The following is an 18,699-nucleotide window of genomic DNA, read 5'->3' on the forward strand; positions in this document are numbered from 1 at the left end:
CTCGACTTCGCGCGGCATTCGCCGCGCTACGCTCGGGATGAGCGGGGATCACTCCGCTCGCCCCGAGCCCGTCGAGGGGCGAGCGGCCCGGCTGCTACCCGCGGTCGCGCCGCGGCAGCACGTCCTTCAGCACCTCGCGGGCCTGGCGCACCATCTCCACGGTGGTGTCCCAGCCCACGCAGGCGTCGGTGACCGAGCAGCCGTAGCGGAGCTTCGAGAGGTCTTCGGGGATGGGCTGGCTGCCCGCCTCGATGAAGCTCTCGACCATGAAGCCGACCACCGAGCGGTTGCCCTCGCGCACCTGGTGCACCACGTCGCGGAGCACGAGCGGCTGCAGGTCGGGCTTCTTCCACGAGTTCGCGTGGGAGCAGTCCACCACCAGGTTGAGCGGGAGCTTGGCGCGCGTGAGCGCCTGCTCGGCGAGCGAGATGGAGACGGTGTCGAAGTTGGGCCGGCCGCCGCCGCCGCGCAGCACCAGGTGGCCGTAGCGGTTGCCGCGGGTGCGGATGATGGCCGACCGGCCCTGGCCGTTCACGCCCAGGAAGCTGTGCGGCCGCCCCGCCGACAGGATGGCGTTCACCGCCGCGTCCACGTCGCCGTCGGTGCCGTTCTTGAAGCCGACCGGGGTGGAGAGGCCCGACGACATCTCGCGGTGCGTCTGCGACTCGGAGGTCCGGGCGCCGATGGCGGTCCAGGAGACGAGGTCGCCGTAGTACTGCGGCGCGTGCGGGTCGAGCGCCTCGGTGCCGGCGGGCAGGCCGAGCTCGTTCACCTGGAGCAGGAAGCGGCGCGCCCGCTCCATGCCCTCGTCCACCCGGAACGAGTCGTCCATGTACGGATCGTTGATGAAGCCCTTCCAGCCCACGGACGTGCGCGGCTTCTCGAAGTACACGCGCATCACCAGCACCAGCGTGTCCTTCACCTCCTCGGCGAGGAGGCGCAGGCGGCGCGCGTAGTCGAGCCCGGCGGCGGCGTCGTGGATGGAGCAGGGGCCGATGACGCCGAACATGCGCGGGTCGCGGCCGTCGAGGATGGCCTCGATGGCGCGGCGGCCCTCCACCACGGTGCGGACGGCCTCCTCGGTGATGGGGATGCGCGCCTTGACCTCGTCCGGCGACGGCATGAGGTCGAACGCGGCGATGTTCAGGTCCTCGGTCTTCTGCACGGGCTCGCTCCGGCGCGGGGGAAGGGGAGCGAAAATACACCCGATCGGCGCGTCCGTTCCACCCCGCGCAGGGGCGATTCCCAGCAGGAAACCGCCGGCCCGCCGGTCGTGCGGCGGGCTACGGCACGCGCGCCGAGAGGATCGGGATCACCCAGGCCGCGTACTGGTCCGGATCGCGGATGGTCGCGATCTGGTCGTCGAAGTGGCGCCGGGCCTGCTCCGCGCTGAAGCGCGTGTGCTGCCCGATCGCGTCCACGTAGCCGTCGCGCCAGGCCTCCCAGATGGCCGCGAACGTCTCGCGCGGCACGCGCAGCGTGTCCACGGCGACGTAGTCGAGCGTGATGTCGGCGAGCCCGAGCGCGCGCATCATCGCGTAGGCGCGCCGCCCGACCAGCATGTCCGAGCCGGTGCGGGCCCCGAACTCGCGCGGCGCGGTCGGCCAGAAGTCGGCCGGGTCGAGCGTGCGCGGCGGGATGTGGATCATCCCGTAGTCCTCGGCGAGCAGGTGGATGCGCCCGCCGCGGCGCGTCACCCGGGCCAGCTCGGCCAGCGCGCGCTCGGGGTGGGGGATGGCCTGGATGACGTGGCGGCAGACGGTGAGGTCGAGCTCGCCGTCCGGCAGCGCCAGGTGGAACACGCTGCCCTGCGTGAACGAGACGCGCGGCGCCAGCGCGCCGTGCCGGGCGCGGGCCACCCGGAGCGGCGCCTCGAGCACGTCCACCCCGAGCAGCGTCGCCTGCGGGAACAGCCCGGCCAGGCGGGCGGTGATCTCGCCCGTGCCGCAGCCCGCGTCGAGGATGCGCGCGCCGGGCGGCAGCTCGTAGCGCCGGAACAGCGGCGCCTCCTGTGGCCAGATGGCCGAGGCCTGCGCGGCCAGGTTGCGGAACATCGACTCGTCCGCCATCTGGCGGGCCTGCGGGTTCAGCGTCTCCTGGCTCATGCCGCGCCTCCGCGCCGGCCACCCGGCGGCCTGCAACTGATGGCGAGGCGTTCGCGCCGCGTCAAGGTGCCTGGCGCGGCGCGGCCGGCGGCAGCGGCCGGTCGAGCTCCTGGTCCTGCCAGGCGGCCGGATCCTCGAGGGCCTCGAGGTGCGTCTCCATGGTGGCGTTGGGCAGCACCGCCCGCGCCTCCTGCTCGATCGCGTCCACCAGCGCGTGCCCCCGCGCCACCGTCCAGGCGCCGGGGACGAGCACGTGCACCGTCACGAAGCGGCGCGAGCCCGCCTGCCGCGTCCGGAGCGCGTGGAACTGCACCTCGGAGCAGGCGTGGCGGTCGAGCACGGCGCGGAGCGCCGCCTGCTCCTCGGGCGCGAGCGCGCGGTCCAGCAGCCCCAGGGCCGAGCGGCGGATGATCTTCACGCCGGTCCAGACGATGTTCGCGGCCACCGCGATCGCGATGAGCGGGTCGAGCCGCTGCCAGCCGGTCAGCGCCACCAGCCCGACCGCCCCCAGCACGCCGGCCGACGTCCACACGTCGGTCATGAGGTGGTGGGCGTCGGCCTCGAGCGCGATCGAGTGGTGCCGCCGCCCCGCCCGCAGCAGGACCCGCGCGACCCCGAAGTTCACCAGCGACGCCGCCACCGAGACGACGAGGCCCAGCCCCACCTGCTCGATGGGGTGCGGCGAGAGCAGGCGCTCGGTCGCCGTCCAGGCGATCCCGGCCGCCGCGAGCAGGATGAGCGCCCCCTCCGCGCCGCTCGCGAAGTACTCCGCCTTGCCGTACCCGTACGCGTGCTCCTCGTCGGGCGGGCGGGCCGCCACGCCCAGCATCGCCAGCGTGAGCATCGCGGCGACGAGGTTCACCAGCGACTCGAGCGCGTCGGACAGCAGGCCCACCGAGCCGGTCAGCAGGTACGCGCCGGTCTTCAGGCCGATGGTGGTGACCGCCGCGGCGATGGAGAGCCAGGCGAAGCGGGTCAGGGAGGCGCGGGCGGGGGCGGGCGTGGTCATGACGGACGGTGCCAGTTGTCCGCCCGGGCCCGGCCGGCGGCAAGCGCGAAGGGGCGGGCGGTCCGCGGCGCCCGCGGGCGAGCGGCCGCCTGCGACAAAGGGCCGCACCGGAGGCCCGGAAAGCGCGTGACGAACCGTTTGATCCCGATCATCTCAAGGGATAGGTTCCTGCCCCGTCTGGTACGGAAGGGTTCCGGGGGCTTGCTGTTGAATGGCAGCCCGCGCTGGACGGTCACAGCGCTGCGGCATGCGCAACTTCGCTGCGGTTTCGAGGGCGGCTGGCCGCCCGTACACGAGGGATGGATGCGAGTCGAAGCACCTGATCCGGGCGCGAGGCGGGACGGCGCACGTCCGTGGTCGTCTGTCGCACCCGTATGGGTGGTCCTGGGCGCGCTGGCCCTGGCCGCGAGCGGCTGCCAGCGCGAGTCGGTGAGCCACTTCCGCGTGCCGAAGTCTGCGCCGGCGCAGGAGCCGGTCGGCATGGCGGCGATGCCCGCGGGCATGGGCGGCGGGATGGGCGCGCCCGGCATGGCGGGCGACGTGCCGCCGCCGGCGCAGCCGACCGGCTCGTCCGCGCTGGCGTGGACGCTGCCGAAGGGCTGGAACGAGGTCCGCGGGGGCGGCGCGATGCGCTACGCGACGATCACGCCCCCGGCCTCGGGCGGCAAGGTGGAGGTCACGGTGATCGTGCTCCCCGGCCCGGCGGGTGGCGAGCTCGCCAACGTGAACCGGTGGCGCGGGCAGATCGGCCTGCCGCCGCTCGACGACGCCGCGCTCGCCTCCGCGCGCAAGCACGTGAAGACCCGCGCCGGCGACGTGTCGGTCTACGACTTCCTCGGCGAGGGCCAGCAGAAGACTCGCGTGGTGGCTGGCTTCACGTTCACCGAGGGGAACACCTGGTTCCTGAAGATGTCCGGCGACGCGTCCGCGGTCGGCGCGCGCAAGCCCGAGTTCGTTTCCCTGCTGGAGAGCCTCCGCCTTGACGCGAATTGAGAACCGGCCCCTGCGCGCGCTGCTCGGCGTGCTCACCTCGCTGAAGCTCACCATCGTCTGCATGGCGGCGCTGATGGTGCTGGTGGTGGCCTGCACGCTGGCGCAGGTCCACCTCGGCACCTGGGGCGCGGTCAACGTCTACATGCGCAGCTGGCTCGTCTGGTGGGACGTGCCGGGCACCGTGCTCTCGGTGCCGGTGTTCCCCGGCGGCGCGCTCGCCGGCGCGGTGCTGGCGGTGAACCTCATCGCCGCGCAGCTGAAGCGGCTGGAGCTCTCCTGGAAGAAGGCGGGGCTCTGGATCGTCCACGCAGGCCTCATCCTGCTCGTCATCGGCGAGTTCGTGACCGGCATGTTCCAGCAGGACATGCAGCTCGCGTTCGAGGAGGGGCACACCGCGAACTACGTGGAGTACCCCCGCGAGAACGAGCTGGCGGTCATCGACGTCACCGACCCGGCCTGGGACGAGGTGTACGGCATCCCCGAGACGCTGCTCGCCCGCGCCGACGAGGTGCAGGTGCCCGGGACGCCCATCACGCTCAAGGTGAAGCGCTTCCTCAAGAACGCCGACCTGGCCATGCGCACGCCGAACGACGCGCCGGCCATCGCCACCGCCGGGGTGGGCGCGAGCATCCGCGTGGCCGAGCTGCCCCCGGTCACCACCGACGACCGCCCCAACGCGACCGCCGCGTTCGTCGAGCCGGTGGCGGGCGGGCGGAGCTACGGCACCTGGCTGGTGTCGGCGCTGCTCGCCGCCCCGCAGCAGTTCGTCCACGAGGGGCGCACCTACCAGCTCGCGATGCGCTCGCGGCGGGTCTACCTGCCGTACTCGCTCACGCTGAAGGACTTCACCCACGACGTGTACCCGGGCACGGAGATCCCGAAGAACTTCTCCAGCCTGGTGCACCTCAACAACCCGGCCAGGGGCGAGTCGCGCGACGTGCTCATCTACATGAACCAGCCGCTGCGCTACGACGGGAAGGCGTTCTACCAGGCCAGCTTCGGAAAGGGCGACACCCTCTCGATCCTGCAGGTGGTGTCGAACCCGGGCTGGCTCCTGCCTTACATCTCCTGCGTGCTGGTCACGGTGGGGCTGCTCGTCCACTTCGCCATCACGATGAGAAGGTCGATGCGGCGCCGTGCGGCCGCGGCGGAGGCGCACTCATGAAGCTCGAGAAGCTGATCCCCTGGCTCGCCGGCGGCCTCGCCGTGGTCGGCGCGGCCATCGCCGTCATCCCGCCGAGCCCGGTCCGCGGGTTCGACACCGACGCGTTCGGCCGCCTGCCGGTGCTGGAGGGCGGGCGCGTGAAGCCGGTGGACTCGGTGTCGCGGAACGCGCTGCTCATGATCCGCGGCCAGCAGAGCTTCAAGTACGACGCGGACGGCGACGGGCCGGAGAAGGGCCGGACCATCGCCTCCGACGAGTGGATCCTGGACGTCCTGTTCCGCCCGGAGCTGGCGGACAAGTACCCGGTGTTCGTGATCAACGACCCCGAGGTCCTCGGGCTCATGGGCATGCGCCAGAGCTCGAACCGCTACTTCTCGTTCACCGCGCTCGTGCCGCACCTGGAGGAGATCCAGAAGCAGGCCATGGCGGCGCACCAGGTGGACGCGAAGCAGCGCACGCGCTTCCAGTCGGCCATCGCGAACCTGTTCGAGCGCGTCTACCTCTACTACCGGCTGAAGAACACCGTGCAGCTCGCCGGCTCCCCGGGCCTCGCCGCCGAGGTCGCCTCGGCGGGCACGCCGGGCGCGCAGCAGCGGCACCAGGCCATCGAGGAGCTCGCGTACTTCCGCCCCATCCCGCCGGCCGCGGGCACCACCGGCGACGACTGGCTCAACATGGGCCAGGCGCTGCGTGGCGCCGCGTCGGGCCAGCCGGGCGACGCGCTCTCGAGCTGGGCGCGCCTCTCGGTCGCGTACATGGCGCAGGATCCCTCCAGCTTCGGCCGCGCGGTGGCCGACGTGGCCGCTGCGGACGCGGCGGCGCGCCCGGGCTCGATCGACCTGGCGGGCCACGAGATCGTCTTCAACCGCGCGCAGCCGTTCTACGCGGGCATGGTGGTGTACGTGCTCGCCATGCTGGCGCTGTTCGCGTCCTGGCTGTGGAAGCCGAAGATCCTGCAGCCGGCCGCGTACGGGCTGCTGGTGGCGGGCGCCGTCATCCACACGCTCGGCCTCGTCTCGCGCGTGCTCCTGCAGGGCCGCCCGCCGGTCACGAACCTCTACTCCTCGGCGGTGTTCGTGGGGTGGGGCGCGGTGGTGCTGGGCGTCATCCTGGAGCGCATCTACAGGAAGGGGTTCGCGACGGCCGTGGCCGCGGCCTCGGGGTTCGCCTCGCTCATCGTGGCGCACCACCTCTCGGGCGACGGCGACACGATGGAGATGATGCGGGCGGTGCTGGACTCGAACTTCTGGCTCGCCACCCACGTCGTCACCATCACCATCGGCTACAGCGGCACGTTCCTCGCGGGCGCGATGGCGATCGGCTACACGCTCCGCAAGCACCTCGTCCGCAAGCCGGACCCGGGCACCACCAAGGCGCTCATGGGGATGACCTACGGCGTCATCTGCTTCGCGCTCTTCTTCAGCTTCCTGGGCACGGTGCTGGGCGGCATCTGGGCCGACCAGTCCTGGGGCCGGTTCTGGGGCTGGGATCCGAAGGAGAACGGCGCGCTGCTCATCGTGCTGTGGAACGCGATCATCCTGCACGCGCGCTGGGGCGGGTTCGTCCGCGAGCGCGGCATCATGGCGATGGCGATCTTCGGCAACGTCATCACCAGCCTGTCCTGGTTCGGCGTCAACATGCTGGGCGTGGGGCTCCACTCCTACGGCTTCATGGACAGCGCGTTCTGGGCGCTCACCGGCTTCATCGCCTCGCAGGTCGCCATCATGGCGTTCACGCTCCTGCCCGCGCAGTTCTGGAAGACCGCGCACGCGCACGGCAAGCAGCAGGAGCCTTCGCCGGAGCCGGGGCACTAGGCGCTCCGGGCGCCGGACCCTTGCGGCCCCGCTCCCGGCACTCGGGGGCGGGGCCGTCGTCCTTTCGCGGTCGGCCACGCGAGCCGCCTCCAGGCCCTTGGTGGGGAGCGTTCGCCGGAGGAACTTGTCGCCGTGGTGCCTCGAAGCCGCCCGCACGGACCCCCGTCCGCAGCGCGTACGCCCTCGCCCGCGACCGCGACTGTCAGCGCAGGCGCAGCACGCGGCGGCCACCTCTCGCGCGCGTATCCAGCCGGCGTGCGCGGCGAGCGTGTCTGAGGCCGCGCGTCGCGCCAGCGATACGCGCGGCCGAGTTCGCGAGCGCGCCCGGGAGCATCGAGCGCGACCCGCGCGCGTCCTACGACCGAAGTCCCGCGCCGAGCATTCCTTCTCCACGTCGCGGGAGCGGGCGAGGGCGGGAGCGCACAAGAGGACCCGAACCCACGGCCCCCCCGGCTTCGAGTCACGCGACGTCCGGCGAGCATCTCCGCCCGGATCCAAGCGATCCCGGCCTGGCCCCCGCTTGTCGCGGCGCCGCGCGCGTCGTAGCGTGGCGACCGATGGGCCGAATCCAGGCTTGCCTGCTCGTCGCGGCGCTGCTCGCGGCGGCCCCGGTTGCACGGGCGGTCCCGCCCGCGCCGCAGCCGCAGGGGGGACGCGCGGTGGTGGTCGGGGCCGACCGCTCCTACCCGCCCTACGAGTTCCTCGACGAGAAGGGTCAGCCGGCGGGGTTCAACGTGGACCTCACCCGCGCCATCGGCGAGGTGATGGGGTTCACGGTCGAATTCCGGTTCGGCGACTGGGCGGGGATCCGGGCGGGGCTGGCGGACGGCAGCATCGACGTGCTGCAGGGCATCTCGTGGTCGGAGGAGCGCGCGCGCAGGCTGGACTTCGCGGCGCCGCACGCGATCGTCCACCACGCGATATTCGTCCGGAAGGACGGCCCGCACCCGCGCTCGATCGAGGCGCTGGCCGGGCGCGAGGTGGTGGTGTTCGGCGGCGGGATCATGGACGAGGAGATCACGCGGGCCGGCACGGCGGCGCGGGTGATCCGGACGCAGACGCCCGCCGACGCGCTGCGCCTGCTCGCCTCGGGCCAGCACGACTGCGTGGTGCTGGCGCTCCTGCCGGGCATCTACCTGCAGCGCCAGCTCGGGCTCAGCAACGTCGAGCCGGTCGGGGAGCCGGTCCGCGCCGAGCGCTACGGGTACGCGGTCCGCAAGGGCGATCGCGAGCTGCTGGCCCGCTTCGACGAGGGGCTCGCCATCCTGAAGCAGACCGGGCGCTACGACGCCATCCACGCGCGCTGGCTGGGGCCGCTCGAGCCGCGGCCCATCGGCTGGCAGGCGGTGGCGCGCTACGCGGCGCTCGGCGCGCTGCCCATCCTCGTGCTGCTCGGCGCCAGCGTCGCCTGGAGCCGGTCGCTGCGGCGGCTCGTCGCGCAGCGCACCGCGTCGCTGCAGCGCGAGGTGGCGGAGCGCGAGCGGGCGGTGGCCGCGCTCCGCGAGCACCAGCACCAGCTCGTGCAGGCGCAGAAGGCGGCGGCCATGGGCGTGCTGGTGTCCGGGGTGGCCCACGAGATCAACAACCCGGCCGGCTACATCCTGCTCAACGTGCCCACGCTGAAGGCCGCGTTCGCCGACGCGCAGGAGGCGCTCGATGCGCGCGCCCGCGAGCGCGACCTGAAGCTGGCGGGCGTCCCGTACGCGCGGATGCGCGACGAGATCCCGCAGATGCTCGACGAGATCGCCGAGGGGGGCCGGCGCATCAAGCGGATCGTGGACGACCTGAAGGACTTCGCCCGCCGCGACGACGCGCCGCGGCTCGAGCCCATGGACCTCGGCACCTCGGCGCGGGCCGCGGTCCGCCTGCTCGAGGCGCCCATCCGCGCTGCGACCTCGCGGTTCGAGCTGGCGCTCGCCCCCGGCCTGCCGCGCGTGCGCGGCAACCCGCACCGGCTCGAGCAGGTGATCGTGAACCTGCTCCTGAACGCCTGCCAGGCGCTCCCCGACCGCGATCGCGCGCTGCGCCTCTCGATCCGCCACGATCCCGTCGCCGGCGAGGTGGTGCTCGAGGTGCGCGACGAGGGCGTGGGCATCCCGCCCGAGCACCTGGCGCGCCTCACCGACCCGTTCTTCACCACCAAGCGCGAGAGCGGCGGCACCGGCCTCGGCCTGTCGGTGTCCGCCGGGATCGTGAAGGAGCACGGCGGCCGGCTCGAGTTCGGGTCGCAGCCCGGCGTCGGCACCACCGCGGCGCTGGTGCTGCCGGCGCTGCGCGAGGAGGGCGCGGCGTGAGCGAGTCGTTCTATCCCGCGTTCGCGATCCTGGCGGTGGACGACGAGGCCGCCTGGCTGCGCTCGGTCTCGCTCACGCTCGAGCGCGCGGCCGGCATCACCCACCTGCTCACCTGCCAGGACGCGCGCCGGGTGATGGAGGTGCTCGACGGCAACGACGTGGGCGTGGTGCTGCTGGACCTCACCATGCCCCACCTCTCCGGCGAGGACCTGCTCGGCCGCATCTCGGTGGAGCACCCCGACGTGAAGGTCATCGTGGTCTCCGGGATGAACCAGGTCGAGACCGCCGTGCGCTGCATGAAGCTGGGCGCGTTCGACTACCACGTGAAGACCGAGGAGGAGGACCGGCTGGTCGCCGGCGTCCTGCGCGCCGTGCGCATGCAGGAGCTGCAGCGCGAGAACGGCGAGATGACCGCGCGCTTCATGTCCGGGGAGCTGCGCAACCCGGAGGCGTTCGCCGGCATCGTCACGCAGGACCGCACCATGCTGACGCTGTTCTCGTACGTGGAGGCGGTGGCGCGCAGCCCGCAGCCGCTGCTCGTCACCGGCGAGAGCGGGGTCGGCAAGGAGCTGGTGGCCGGGGCGGCGCACCGGCTCTCCGGGCTGCCCGGGAAGCTGGTGGCGGTGAACGTGGCCGGGCTCGACGACGCGGTGTTCGCCGACACGCTGTTCGGCCACGTGCGCGGCGCGTTCACCGGCGCCGAGCAGCCGCGGCGCGGCATGGTGGAGGAGGCCGCCGACGGCACGCTGTTCCTCGACGAGATCGGGGACCTGTCGGTGCCGTCGCAGGTGAAGCTGCTGCGCTTCCTGCAGGAGGGCGAGTTCTTCCCGCTCGGGAGCGACCGGCCGAAGCGGGTGAAGGTCCGCGTGGTCGCCGCCACGCACCAGGACCTCGCCGCCAAGGAGCGCGCCGGGATGTTCCGGCGGGACCTGTACTACCGGCTGCGCACGCACCGCGTGCGGGTGCCGCCGCTCCGGGAGCGCCGCGAGGACGTGCCGCTCCTGCTCGATCACTTCCTGGGCGAGGCCGCGCGGCAGCTCGGCAAGAAGAAGCCCACCCCGCCGAAGCAGCTCGCGCAGCTGCTCATGACGCACGACTTCCCCGGCAACGTCCGCGAGCTGCGCGCCATGTGCTTCGACGCGGTCAGCCGCCACCGCGACCGCGTGCTCTCCATGGACGCGTTCCTGGAGGCGATCGGCCGGCACGGCAACGGCGCCCACCCCGCGGCGGAGGAGGGGCAGAACCCCTTCGGCGTGGTGGAGCGGCTGCCCACGTTCGACGAGGCGCTGGAGCTGCTGGTGCAGGAGGCGATGCGGCGCTCCGGCGGGAACCAGACGCTCGCCGCGCGGCTGGTGGGCATCTCGCAGCCCGCGCTCTCGAAGCGCCTGAAGTCCTACCGGCGCTGATCCCGCGGAACGCGCAGCGGCCCGGCCGCGCCGCCGAACGGGCATTCCCGCGGGAATGTCCATGCCCGCTGGCATGGCAGGGCCCAGACGCGCGGGATCACTGCGGTCCGCACCCGCACGGGCCCTGCGGCGCGCGGTCGCGATAACGCGCGGCATGCTGGTTCGGATCGCGACGCGCTGCGCGAGCGGCGGGTGATCACGCCGCTTTCCGCGCGCGGGCGATCCGGCACCGAAGGTGCTCTGGGGCGGGGCCTCGGCACACATGACCGGCCCGCGGCGCGACCGCCGGCCTCGACCCCGCGCCGGGCGGCGGCGGCTCCCGGCAGGAGAGACACGTGAAGCGTCTCGCGCGCAGCCTGTACCTGCAGGTGCTCCTGGCGGTCGTCCTCGGTGCGCTGGTCGGGCACCTGTTCCCGGCCACCGGCGCGTCGCTGAAGCCGCTCGGCGACGGGTTCATCAAGCTGGTGAAGATGCTGATCGCGCCCATCGTGTTCGCCACGGTGGTGACCGGCATCGCGAAGATGGGCGACCTGCGCAAGGTCGGGCGGGTGGGGCTGAAGGGGCTGCTCTACTTCGAGGTGCTCACCACCGTCGCGCTCGCCATCGGCCTGGTGGTGGCGCGCCTGGCGCGCCCCGGCGCCGGGATGAACGTGGACCCGGCCACGCTCGACACCAAGGCCATCGCGTCCTACACGAACGGCGCGCAGGCCCACGGCACGGTGGACTTCCTCATGAACGTGATCCCGCGCGACGTGGCGGACGCGTTCGCGCGCGGCGACATCCTCCAGGTGCTGCTGTTCTCGGTGCTGTTCGGCGCCGCGCTCGCCGCCCTGAAGGACAAGGGCCGCCCGGTGCTCGAGTTCGTGGACGGCCTGTCGCTGGTGCTGTTCCGCATCGTCGGGTTCGTGATGCGCCTCGCCCCGGTCGGCGCGTTCGGCGCCATGGCGTTCACGGTGGGGAAGTACGGCATCGCCACGCTGCTCAGCCTCGGCAAGCTCATCGCCTGCTTCTACGCGACCAGCGCGCTGTTCGTGGTGCTGATGCTGGGGCTGGTGCTCCGCTGGTGCGGGCTGAGCCTGTTCCGGTTCCTGCGGTACATCAAGGAGGAGATCTTCGTGGTGCTCGGCACCTCCTCCTCCGAGTCGGCCCTGCCGCTCATGATGCGGAAGATGGAGAAGCTCGGCTGCTCCAAGCCGGTGGTCGGGCTGGTGGTGCCGATGGGCTACTCCTTCAACCTGGACGGCACGTCCATCTACCTGACGCTCGCCACCCTGTTCATCGCGCAGGCGACCAACACGCACGTCACCCTGGTGCAGGAGCTGGAGATCCTGGCGGTGCTGCTGCTCACCTCGAAGGGGGCCGCGGCGGTGACGGGCGGCGGCTTCATCACGCTGGCGGCGACGCTGTCCGCGGTGGGCAACATCCCGGTGGCGGGGCTGGCGCTGCTGCTCGGCGTGGACCGCTTCATGTCCGAGGCCCGCGCCATCACCAACCTCATCGGGAATGGCGTCGCGTCGGTGGCGGTTTCGCGCTGGGAGGGTGAGCTGGACCAGGCCCGCGCCCGCGCCGTCCTCGCCGGCACCGTGCCGGAGGAGGTGGAGCCGGCCAACGAGCCCGAGCCGCCCGCGGTCCCGGCCGGTGCCGGGCTGCACGGCTGAGCCGCCGGGTCGCCCCCCCGCCGGACCCCACGGAGGAACCCGAGCATGATCCGCCTCATCCGCACGCTGGCCCGCCTCTGGAACGCGCTCTGCGAGCTCGACGCCCGCACCGCGCTCCGCCCCGCGCCCGCGCACGTGCGCAAGTAGCCCGCGCCGCGCCGGGAGGCGCTACCAGGTGCCGGTGAGCTGGACGCCGCGCCCCATGGGCGCGAGCGCCACCGGCAGCCGCCCGCCGCGCGCGTGGAGCAGCGGGACCAGCGTCCCGAACCCGAACCCCGCCGCCGCGCCCACCAGCACGTCGGTGGGGAAGTGGCGCCCGGCCAGCACCCGCTCCGCGCCCACGCTCGCGCCCACCGCCGCGGTCACCAGCCACGGCCACGCGGCCGGGCCCCGGCGCAGCGTGTACGTCCACGACGCGGCGGTGAGCGCCGCGACCGCCGTCGAGGTGTGCCCGGAGTAGAACGACCGGTAGCCCTGCGCCTGCTTCACCAGGCCGTCGCGCCCGGCGTAGGTGACCGGCAGCGGCCGCTGCACCGCGAACTTCACGGTCATCACCGCGGCCGAGTTGAGCGCCAGCGTCTCGGTGAGGACCATGAGGTCCTCGCGGAGCGCCCGCGTGTTCCCCACCCAGAACGCGTCCGCCACCACCGGCACGCCCACCGAGGCGAGCACGGTGACGTCGCTGATCACCCCGGCGGCGCGGCTGTGCAGGTCGATCGCGAAGCGGTCGAAGCCGTTCACCTCGGCCCGATCGCACGGACAGCGCGGGGTGATGAAGCTGAACGGGTAGCGCGCCGGAAGGATGGCGACGCCCGCCGCGAGCGCGGTGAGCGGCACGTCGAGCCAGGGGACCAGGCGGTAGACGCTGTCGCCCGGCGGCCGCACCTCGGGCGCGTCGAGCGGCAGGTCCGGCGCGACCGGCGGCGCGATGGCTGCGGGGGAGGGCAGGGCCGCGGGCACCGTCTGGACGGCGGGGACGGGCTGGGCGGCGAGGGCGAGCGCGAGCAGGGCGGGGAGCATCGGTGACCCGCCGCGGGGGCGGGCACCTCCGAGCCTGTGCACCGGGCGGTCCCGTGTCGAGGCCTGCCTTCACGATCCGTGGCTGCTTCGCGGGGCGGACGCGCCCGGACGAGTGGGCCCCCGGCCGCGAGCGGGACGCGGCCGGGGGCCCGGGGCTGCGAGGGGTTCACCGCTGGTCAGAAGGAGTACATCGCGGTCAGGGACCCCTGGTCGGCGGTGCGGGTTCCGGTGATGGTCCGGGTCTCGTACCGGTAGTACTCCAGGCCGAGGGTGTAGGGCCCCTCGCAGTACTTGGTCAGCGCGCCGACCGACACGTTGCGGAGGCGCGTGGCGCCGGCCTCGCGGACGTCGGCGTCGTCCGGATCGTCCATGCCGGCGAACAGGTGGGCGGAGACGGTGTCGGTGAACGACCATCCCGCCTGCGCCCAGGCACCCCAGCCCTGGATGTCCCCGAACTGCACGATGGCGCCGAAGAGCTGGCCGACCGCCTGGCCCGTCCAGCCGTTCGCGGCGAGCTGGAGCCGGCCCGCGGTCACCTTGCCGCCCAGCTCGGCGGCCCAGCCGTCCACGCCGTCCTCCGGGGCGGTGGCGCCCACGCCGGTCAGGTCCTTGCGATCGTAGTGGCCGACCAGGAACGCGGAGTAGGCGACGCCGTCGGCGGGCTTGCCGCTCAGCATGGCGCGCGCCTCGACCTGCGGGATCGAGGACGCCTCGCCGTAGGAGACGCCCAGCGGCAGGTCGGCGTCCGCGTCGCTCCAGGAGCCGCGGGTGGCGCTCACCGCCAGCTCGAGGACGTGGGCGCCGGCGAGCGGGATGCGGTGGAACACCATCACGCCGGGGAAGCGCCAGCCGATGCCGCCCGCCGCGTAGCTGGCGGGGAACGCGACGTGCGCGAGGCTCACCGGCGCCATGGCGAAGATGAGCCCGTGGTTCTGGCCCACCTGGAAGGTGGTGTTGCCCAGCACCAGCTCGGCGTAGGCGAGGCGCAGCCGCGGCCCCACCGACTCGTCGCCGAACGCGCCGCCGGTGTTGCCGCCGAAGAAGTCGGCCTCGACCAGCGCGCGCGGCGTGGCGCGGCCGGAGAGGATGGCGGGCCCCGTGGCGGCGAGCTGGAGCCGGGTCTGGCGCAGGTCGCCGCCGAGGAACGTCTCGTCGGTGCGCGGCTCGGTCACGGTGAACAGGGAGCCCTGGCCATTCCAGGGACCGGTGGTCGCGTCCTGCACGAACACGGTGGCGGACACGAACCCGTGGAGCGCGACCGAGGGCTTCTCGGGTGCGGTGGCCGGCTCGGCCGCGAGGGCCGGCGCGGAGGCCGCGAGCGCGGCGGCGCACGCGAGCCGTATGACGGTGTCGATCATGGTGTCTCCTCCGGTGCTGCGTGACCGGGCGTCAACGCTCCGCGCCCGGCAGCTTCTTCATCTCGAACTTGGGGTGGCAGTTGAGGCAGTAGTTCTCCGAGGCGGCGTGGGCGTGGTGGCAGACGGTGCAGTCGATCTCCCCGAGGTGCGAGTGGTGCGGGTTGCGGTCGGGGTGCACGGCCGGCTCGGTCGCCTTCGCGAGCGCGTCGGCCGGGCCGTGGCACGCGAGGCAGCGGTCGTTCGCGACCGTCGCGCCCGGCTCTGGGAGCTCGCCGGCGTGGCAGCCGGCGCAGGAGACGTCGGCCCGGGCGTGGGCGCCGTCGAGCAGCGCCGACCCGGCCCAGGAGGCCGCGGCCCGGCGCAGCGGCGCGTCGCCCTCGGCGAGCTTGCCGATCGGCTGCTTCCCGCCGGCCAGGCCGAAGCGCCCGCGGGAGAGCGTGTGGCAGACGGTGCAGTCGGCGTCGGGCGCGCGGTGGGCGCGGTGCAGGCGGGCCGAGAACGCGTCCGGCTTCGCGTCGGCGGCGGGCTTGTGGCAGCCGAGGCAGGCGGCGAGCGTGGTGCCCTTCACCGGCGGGTGGTCCTTCGGCAGCACGGTCCACGAGGGGTGACACTGCTTGCAGCTGCCGGCGTGGGCGGAGGGGCGAGGGGGCGCGGCGGCGACGAGCGCCAGCGCGGCGAGCGCGACGAGGGCGTTCATGGATGGCTCCGTGAGGGAAGGGCGGGCGCCCGGGCCGGCGAGCGGGACCGGCGCCGGGCGTCCGCGGGCCGGCCTAGGCGGCCGGGCTGGCGCCCGCCGCGCTGCGGCCGGCGATGCGCCCGAACACGACCGCGTCCGGGCCGGCGTTGCCGCCGAGGCGGTTCGCGCCGTGGATGCCGCCGGTGACCTCGCCGGCGGCGAAGAACTTCGGGATGGGGTTGCCCCAGATGTCGATCACGCGCGCCTGCTCGTCGATGCGCAGGCCGCCCATGGTGTGGTGCACCGCGGGCCACTGCGCGATCCCGTAGAACGGCCCCTCCTCGAGCGGCAGCATGCGGTCGGTGATGGGCTTGGCGAAGTCCGGGTCCTTCTTCTCCCGGATGTACCGGTTGTGCGTGGCGACCGTCTCGCGGAGCGTGTCGGCGGGCAGGCCGAGCTTCCCGGCCAGCTCGTCGATGGTGTCGGCCTTCACGAAGCGGCCCTTGGAGATGCCGGCGTCGATCTCCTCCTTGGTCCCGCCCATGAGCGGCGCCATCTTCGCGTTGAAGATGGAGTAGGTCGGCTTCATGCCTGTGTTGATCTCGGCGCGCGAGACCACGTCACGGCGCTCCAGCTCGTTCACGAAGCGCTTGCCCTTCTTGTCCACGTACAGGATGCCGTAGCCCGGGCCACGGAACGGGTAGACGGCCGGCGCGTCGAGGATGCCGGTGTCCGGCTCGGCGTACGGGTAGAGCTGGATGAACCCGAGGTGCAGCGTGTCCGCGCCGACGGCCTGCGCGAAGCGGATGGTCTCGCCGGTGGCGCCCGGGTGGTTGGTGCAGTTGTAGCTCGCCACCAGGCTCGGGTTGAACGCCATGCGCATCTTCACGTCGCGGCTGAAGCCGCCGGACGCGAGCACCAGCCCGCGGTTGACCTTGACCTGGAGCTTCTTCCCGCGGGCCTTCACCTCCACGCCCAGCACCGGCCCGTCCACGTCGGCGCGCCAGATCCAGGTGATCTCGTGGTTGAGGCGGACCTTCACGCCGGCCTTCTCGGCGATCTTGCGCTCGGCCTCGGTGTAGCCGCGCCCGACGCCCTCCTTGCAGGTGTGGGTCCGGTAGGCGGTGTGGCCGCCGGTGCGGTTCAGGATCTCGCGGAGCTGCAGCCCGCCCTCGTCGATCATCCAGTCGAGCGCCTTCGGCGACTCGCGGCAGAGGATCTCGACCAGCTTCGGGTCGCCGTAGTAGTCGCCGCCCTTCAGCGTGTCGCTGCCGTGGAGGTCCTTCGAGTCGTCGGGGAGCTTCAGCTTCTCGCGCAGGTGCAGCTCGTCGGTCCAGGCGTTGTACTCGCCGCCGTTGATGATCGAGTTGCCGCCGTACACCGGCATCTTCTCGAGCACCGTCACCTTGGCGCCGGCCTTGGCGGCCTCGGCCGCGGCGGCCAGGCCGGCGAAGCCGGAGCCCACCACCACCACGTCCCAGGTCTCGTCCCACTTCTTCGGCAGCGGCCGCTTCGCGCGTGGCTCGGCTGCCTCGGCCTTCCCGCCGAAGAGGTCGAGCGCGAGGCCCGTGCCCGCGGCCACCGCCGTGGCCTTGAGCATCGCGCGACGTCCGATTCCGCTCTTCTGCTGCTGGTCGCTCATCTGGCTTCTCCTCTCCGCCGGGGGGCGGATGAGCCGCGCTCCGGTCTGGGCGCGGCGTTGCGGGAGCCAGCGTTCGACCGGGGCGGGGTGGCGGCAATGGGTCGGCGCCACCCCCGCGCGGCGCACGCGGTGCGCGACGGAGCGCGGTTCGTTCGCGCGCGCGGACGGGCCGCACCGTGCGCCGGGGCGCGGGGTGCGCCGCGCCGCCGCCGGCCCGCGTGGCGCGGGCCGTGAGCGCGCTGGCCGCGCCGGTCCGCAGGATGTGGATTCCACCGGTCCGCATGCCCGGTCGCGCCCGATCGGCCCGGGTCCGGGCAGCCCGCACGCGCTGCGCGTGCGACGTTCGCGCAGGGCACGGCGGGGACGAAAGTGGACCGGTCCGGTGGGGATCCGGGCGCAGTCCTCGCGGCGTCGCACCCCGCGTGCGGGTGCGACCGGCGCGCGGCTTGTTGCCGCGCGGCGCGGGCGCGCCGCACGCGCGGTGTCAGATCACGGTCGGTGAAGCGGTCAGCGCGCGGCGCCCCAGTCCAGGACCACCTTGCCGGAGCGCCCGCTGCGCATGACGTCGAAGCCCTGCTGGAAGTCGTCGATGGAGAAGCGGTGCGTGACGACCGCGGTGAGGTCGAGCCCGCTCTGCAGCATCGCGACCATCTTGTACCAGGTCTCGTACATCTCCCGGCCGTACACGCCCTTGAGCTGGAGCCCCTTGAACACCACCTGGCTCCAGTCGATCGGCTCCGGCCCGGCCATGATGCCGAGCAGGGCGACCTTGCCGCCGTGGTTCATGACCTCGAGGAGCTGGCGGAAGGCGCGGCCGTTCCCGCTCATCTCCAGCCCCACGTCGAAGCCCTCGCGCATGCCCAGCTCGGACATGACCGCGCGCAGGTCCTCCTTCGCCACGTTCACCGCCCGCGACGCGCCCATCCGGCGGGCCAGGTCGAGCCGGTAGTCGTTCACGTCGGTGACGACCACGTGCCGCGCGCCCACGTGCCGCGCGATGGCGGCCGCCATGACGCCGATGGGCCCGGCGCCGGTGACGAGCACGTCCTCGCCCACCAGGTCGAACGAGAGCGCGGTGTGCGTGGCGTTGCCGAACGGGTCGAAGATGGCGGCGATGTCGTCGGGGATGTCGTCCGGGATGCGGTAGACGTTGTCGGCCGGGATCACCACGTACTCGGCGAAGGATCCGGGCCGGTTCACGCCCACGCCCACCGTGTGCCGGCAGAGGTGCCGGCGGCCGGCGCGGCAGTTGCGGCAGAAGCCGCAGGTGACGTGGCCCTCGCCGCTCACCCGCTCGCCGGGCCGGAACGCCTCCACCTCGGCCCCGACCTTCTCCACCCGGCCCACGTACTCGTGCCCCACCACCATGGGCACCGGGACGGTCTTCTGGCTCCACTCGTCCCAGTTGTAGATGTGCACGTCGGTGCCGCAGATGGCGCTCTTCGTGACCCGGATCATCACGTCGTGGACCCCGACCTCGGGGACCGGCACGTCGTGCTGCATCCAGATGCCTTCCTCGCGCTTCGCCTTGACGAGTGCCTTCATCGCGTGATGTTTCC

Annotated in this window: 14 protein-coding genes; 6 read left to right on the plus strand and 8 right to left on the minus strand. The window is 73.2% G+C overall.

Going from position 1 to position 18,699, the window contains the following annotated elements:
• Positions 1–94 precede the first annotated feature (94 nt).
• The 3 genes from A2CP1_RS09280 to A2CP1_RS09290 all read right to left on the minus strand — a co-directional run bounded on the left by A2CP1_RS09280 (position 95) and on the right by A2CP1_RS09290 (position 3,114).
• On the minus strand, positions 95–1,165 hold the full coding sequence (locus A2CP1_RS09280; RefSeq protein WP_012633110.1) for a 3-deoxy-7-phosphoheptulonate synthase: 1,071 nt from the start codon (positions 1,163–1,165) through the stop codon (positions 95–97).
• Positions 1,166–1,283: 118 nt separating this feature from the next.
• Complete coding sequence (locus tag A2CP1_RS09285; protein ID WP_012633111.1) at positions 1,284–2,105, minus strand: class I SAM-dependent methyltransferase; 822 nt, start codon at positions 2,103–2,105, stop codon at positions 1,284–1,286.
• 61 nt (positions 2,106–2,166) lie between these two features.
• Complete coding sequence (locus tag A2CP1_RS09290; protein ID WP_012633112.1) at positions 2,167–3,114, minus strand: cation diffusion facilitator family transporter; 948 nt, start codon at positions 3,112–3,114, stop codon at positions 2,167–2,169.
• A gap of 378 nt (positions 3,115–3,492) precedes the next feature.
• Here A2CP1_RS09290 and A2CP1_RS09295 point away from each other — a divergent pair, with 378 nt between their 5' ends.
• From A2CP1_RS09295 to A2CP1_RS09320, 6 genes are all read left to right on the plus strand, one after another.
• Positions 3,493–4,107, plus strand: coding sequence for a hypothetical protein (locus tag A2CP1_RS09295; RefSeq protein WP_012633113.1), 615 nt, complete (start codon positions 3,493–3,495; stop codon positions 4,105–4,107).
• A complete protein-coding gene (locus A2CP1_RS09300) occupies positions 4,094–5,272 on the plus strand; it encodes a cytochrome c biogenesis ResB family protein (RefSeq protein ID WP_012633114.1) in 1,179 nt (392 codons plus the stop codon). The genes A2CP1_RS09295 and A2CP1_RS09300 overlap by 14 nt, the downstream gene beginning before the upstream one ends.
• Positions 5,269–7,086: a cytochrome c biogenesis protein gene (locus A2CP1_RS09305; RefSeq protein ID WP_012633115.1), complete on the plus strand. Its 1,818-nt coding sequence runs from the start codon at positions 5,269–5,271 to the stop codon at positions 7,084–7,086. The genes A2CP1_RS09300 and A2CP1_RS09305 overlap by 4 nt, the downstream gene beginning before the upstream one ends.
• Positions 7,087–7,643: 557 nt before the next feature.
• Positions 7,644–9,380, plus strand: a complete 1,737-nt coding sequence (locus tag A2CP1_RS09310; RefSeq protein WP_012633116.1) for a transporter substrate-binding domain-containing protein — start codon at positions 7,644–7,646, stop codon at positions 9,378–9,380.
• The gene (locus A2CP1_RS09315) at positions 9,377–10,786 is read left to right on the plus strand and encodes a sigma-54-dependent transcriptional regulator (protein ID WP_012633117.1); all 1,410 of its coding nucleotides are present in this window, start codon (positions 9,377–9,379) and stop codon (positions 10,784–10,786) included. The genes A2CP1_RS09310 and A2CP1_RS09315 overlap by 4 nt, the downstream gene beginning before the upstream one ends.
• A 335-nt stretch (positions 10,787–11,121) precedes the next feature.
• Positions 11,122–12,444, plus strand: coding sequence for a dicarboxylate/amino acid:cation symporter (locus A2CP1_RS09320; protein ID WP_012633118.1), 1,323 nt, complete (start codon positions 11,122–11,124; stop codon positions 12,442–12,444).
• A 168-nt stretch (positions 12,445–12,612) separates the two neighbouring features.
• On the opposite strand, the gene A2CP1_RS09325 is transcribed toward A2CP1_RS09320, so the two are convergent.
• The 5 genes from A2CP1_RS09325 to tdh form a co-directional block, all read right to left on the minus strand.
• Positions 12,613–13,464, minus strand: coding sequence for a phosphatase PAP2 family protein (locus A2CP1_RS09325; protein ID WP_012633119.1), 852 nt, complete (start codon positions 13,462–13,464; stop codon positions 12,613–12,615).
• A 176-nt stretch (positions 13,465–13,640) separates the two neighbouring features.
• Complete coding sequence (locus tag A2CP1_RS09330; protein ID WP_012633120.1) at positions 13,641–14,822, minus strand: hypothetical protein; 1,182 nt, start codon at positions 14,820–14,822, stop codon at positions 13,641–13,643.
• Between the two features lie 31 nt (positions 14,823–14,853).
• Complete coding sequence (locus tag A2CP1_RS09335) at positions 14,854–15,519, minus strand: cytochrome c3 family protein (protein WP_012633121.1); 666 nt, start codon at positions 15,517–15,519, stop codon at positions 14,854–14,856.
• A 73-nt stretch (positions 15,520–15,592) separates the two neighbouring features.
• Entirely contained in the window at positions 15,593–17,140 is a 1,548-nt protein-coding gene (locus tag A2CP1_RS09340) for an FAD-dependent oxidoreductase (protein ID WP_012633122.1), read from the minus strand.
• Positions 17,141–17,647: 507 nt separating this feature from the next.
• The gene (gene tdh, locus A2CP1_RS09345; protein WP_012633123.1) at positions 17,648–18,685 is read right to left on the minus strand and encodes an L-threonine 3-dehydrogenase; all 1,038 of its coding nucleotides are present in this window, start codon (positions 18,683–18,685) and stop codon (positions 17,648–17,650) included.
• Positions 18,686–18,699: the final 14 nt, after the last annotated feature.

This window comes from Anaeromyxobacter dehalogenans 2CP-1 (assembly GCF_000022145.1).
Lineage (GTDB): Bacteria > Myxococcota > Myxococcia > Myxococcales > Anaeromyxobacteraceae > Anaeromyxobacter > Anaeromyxobacter dehalogenans.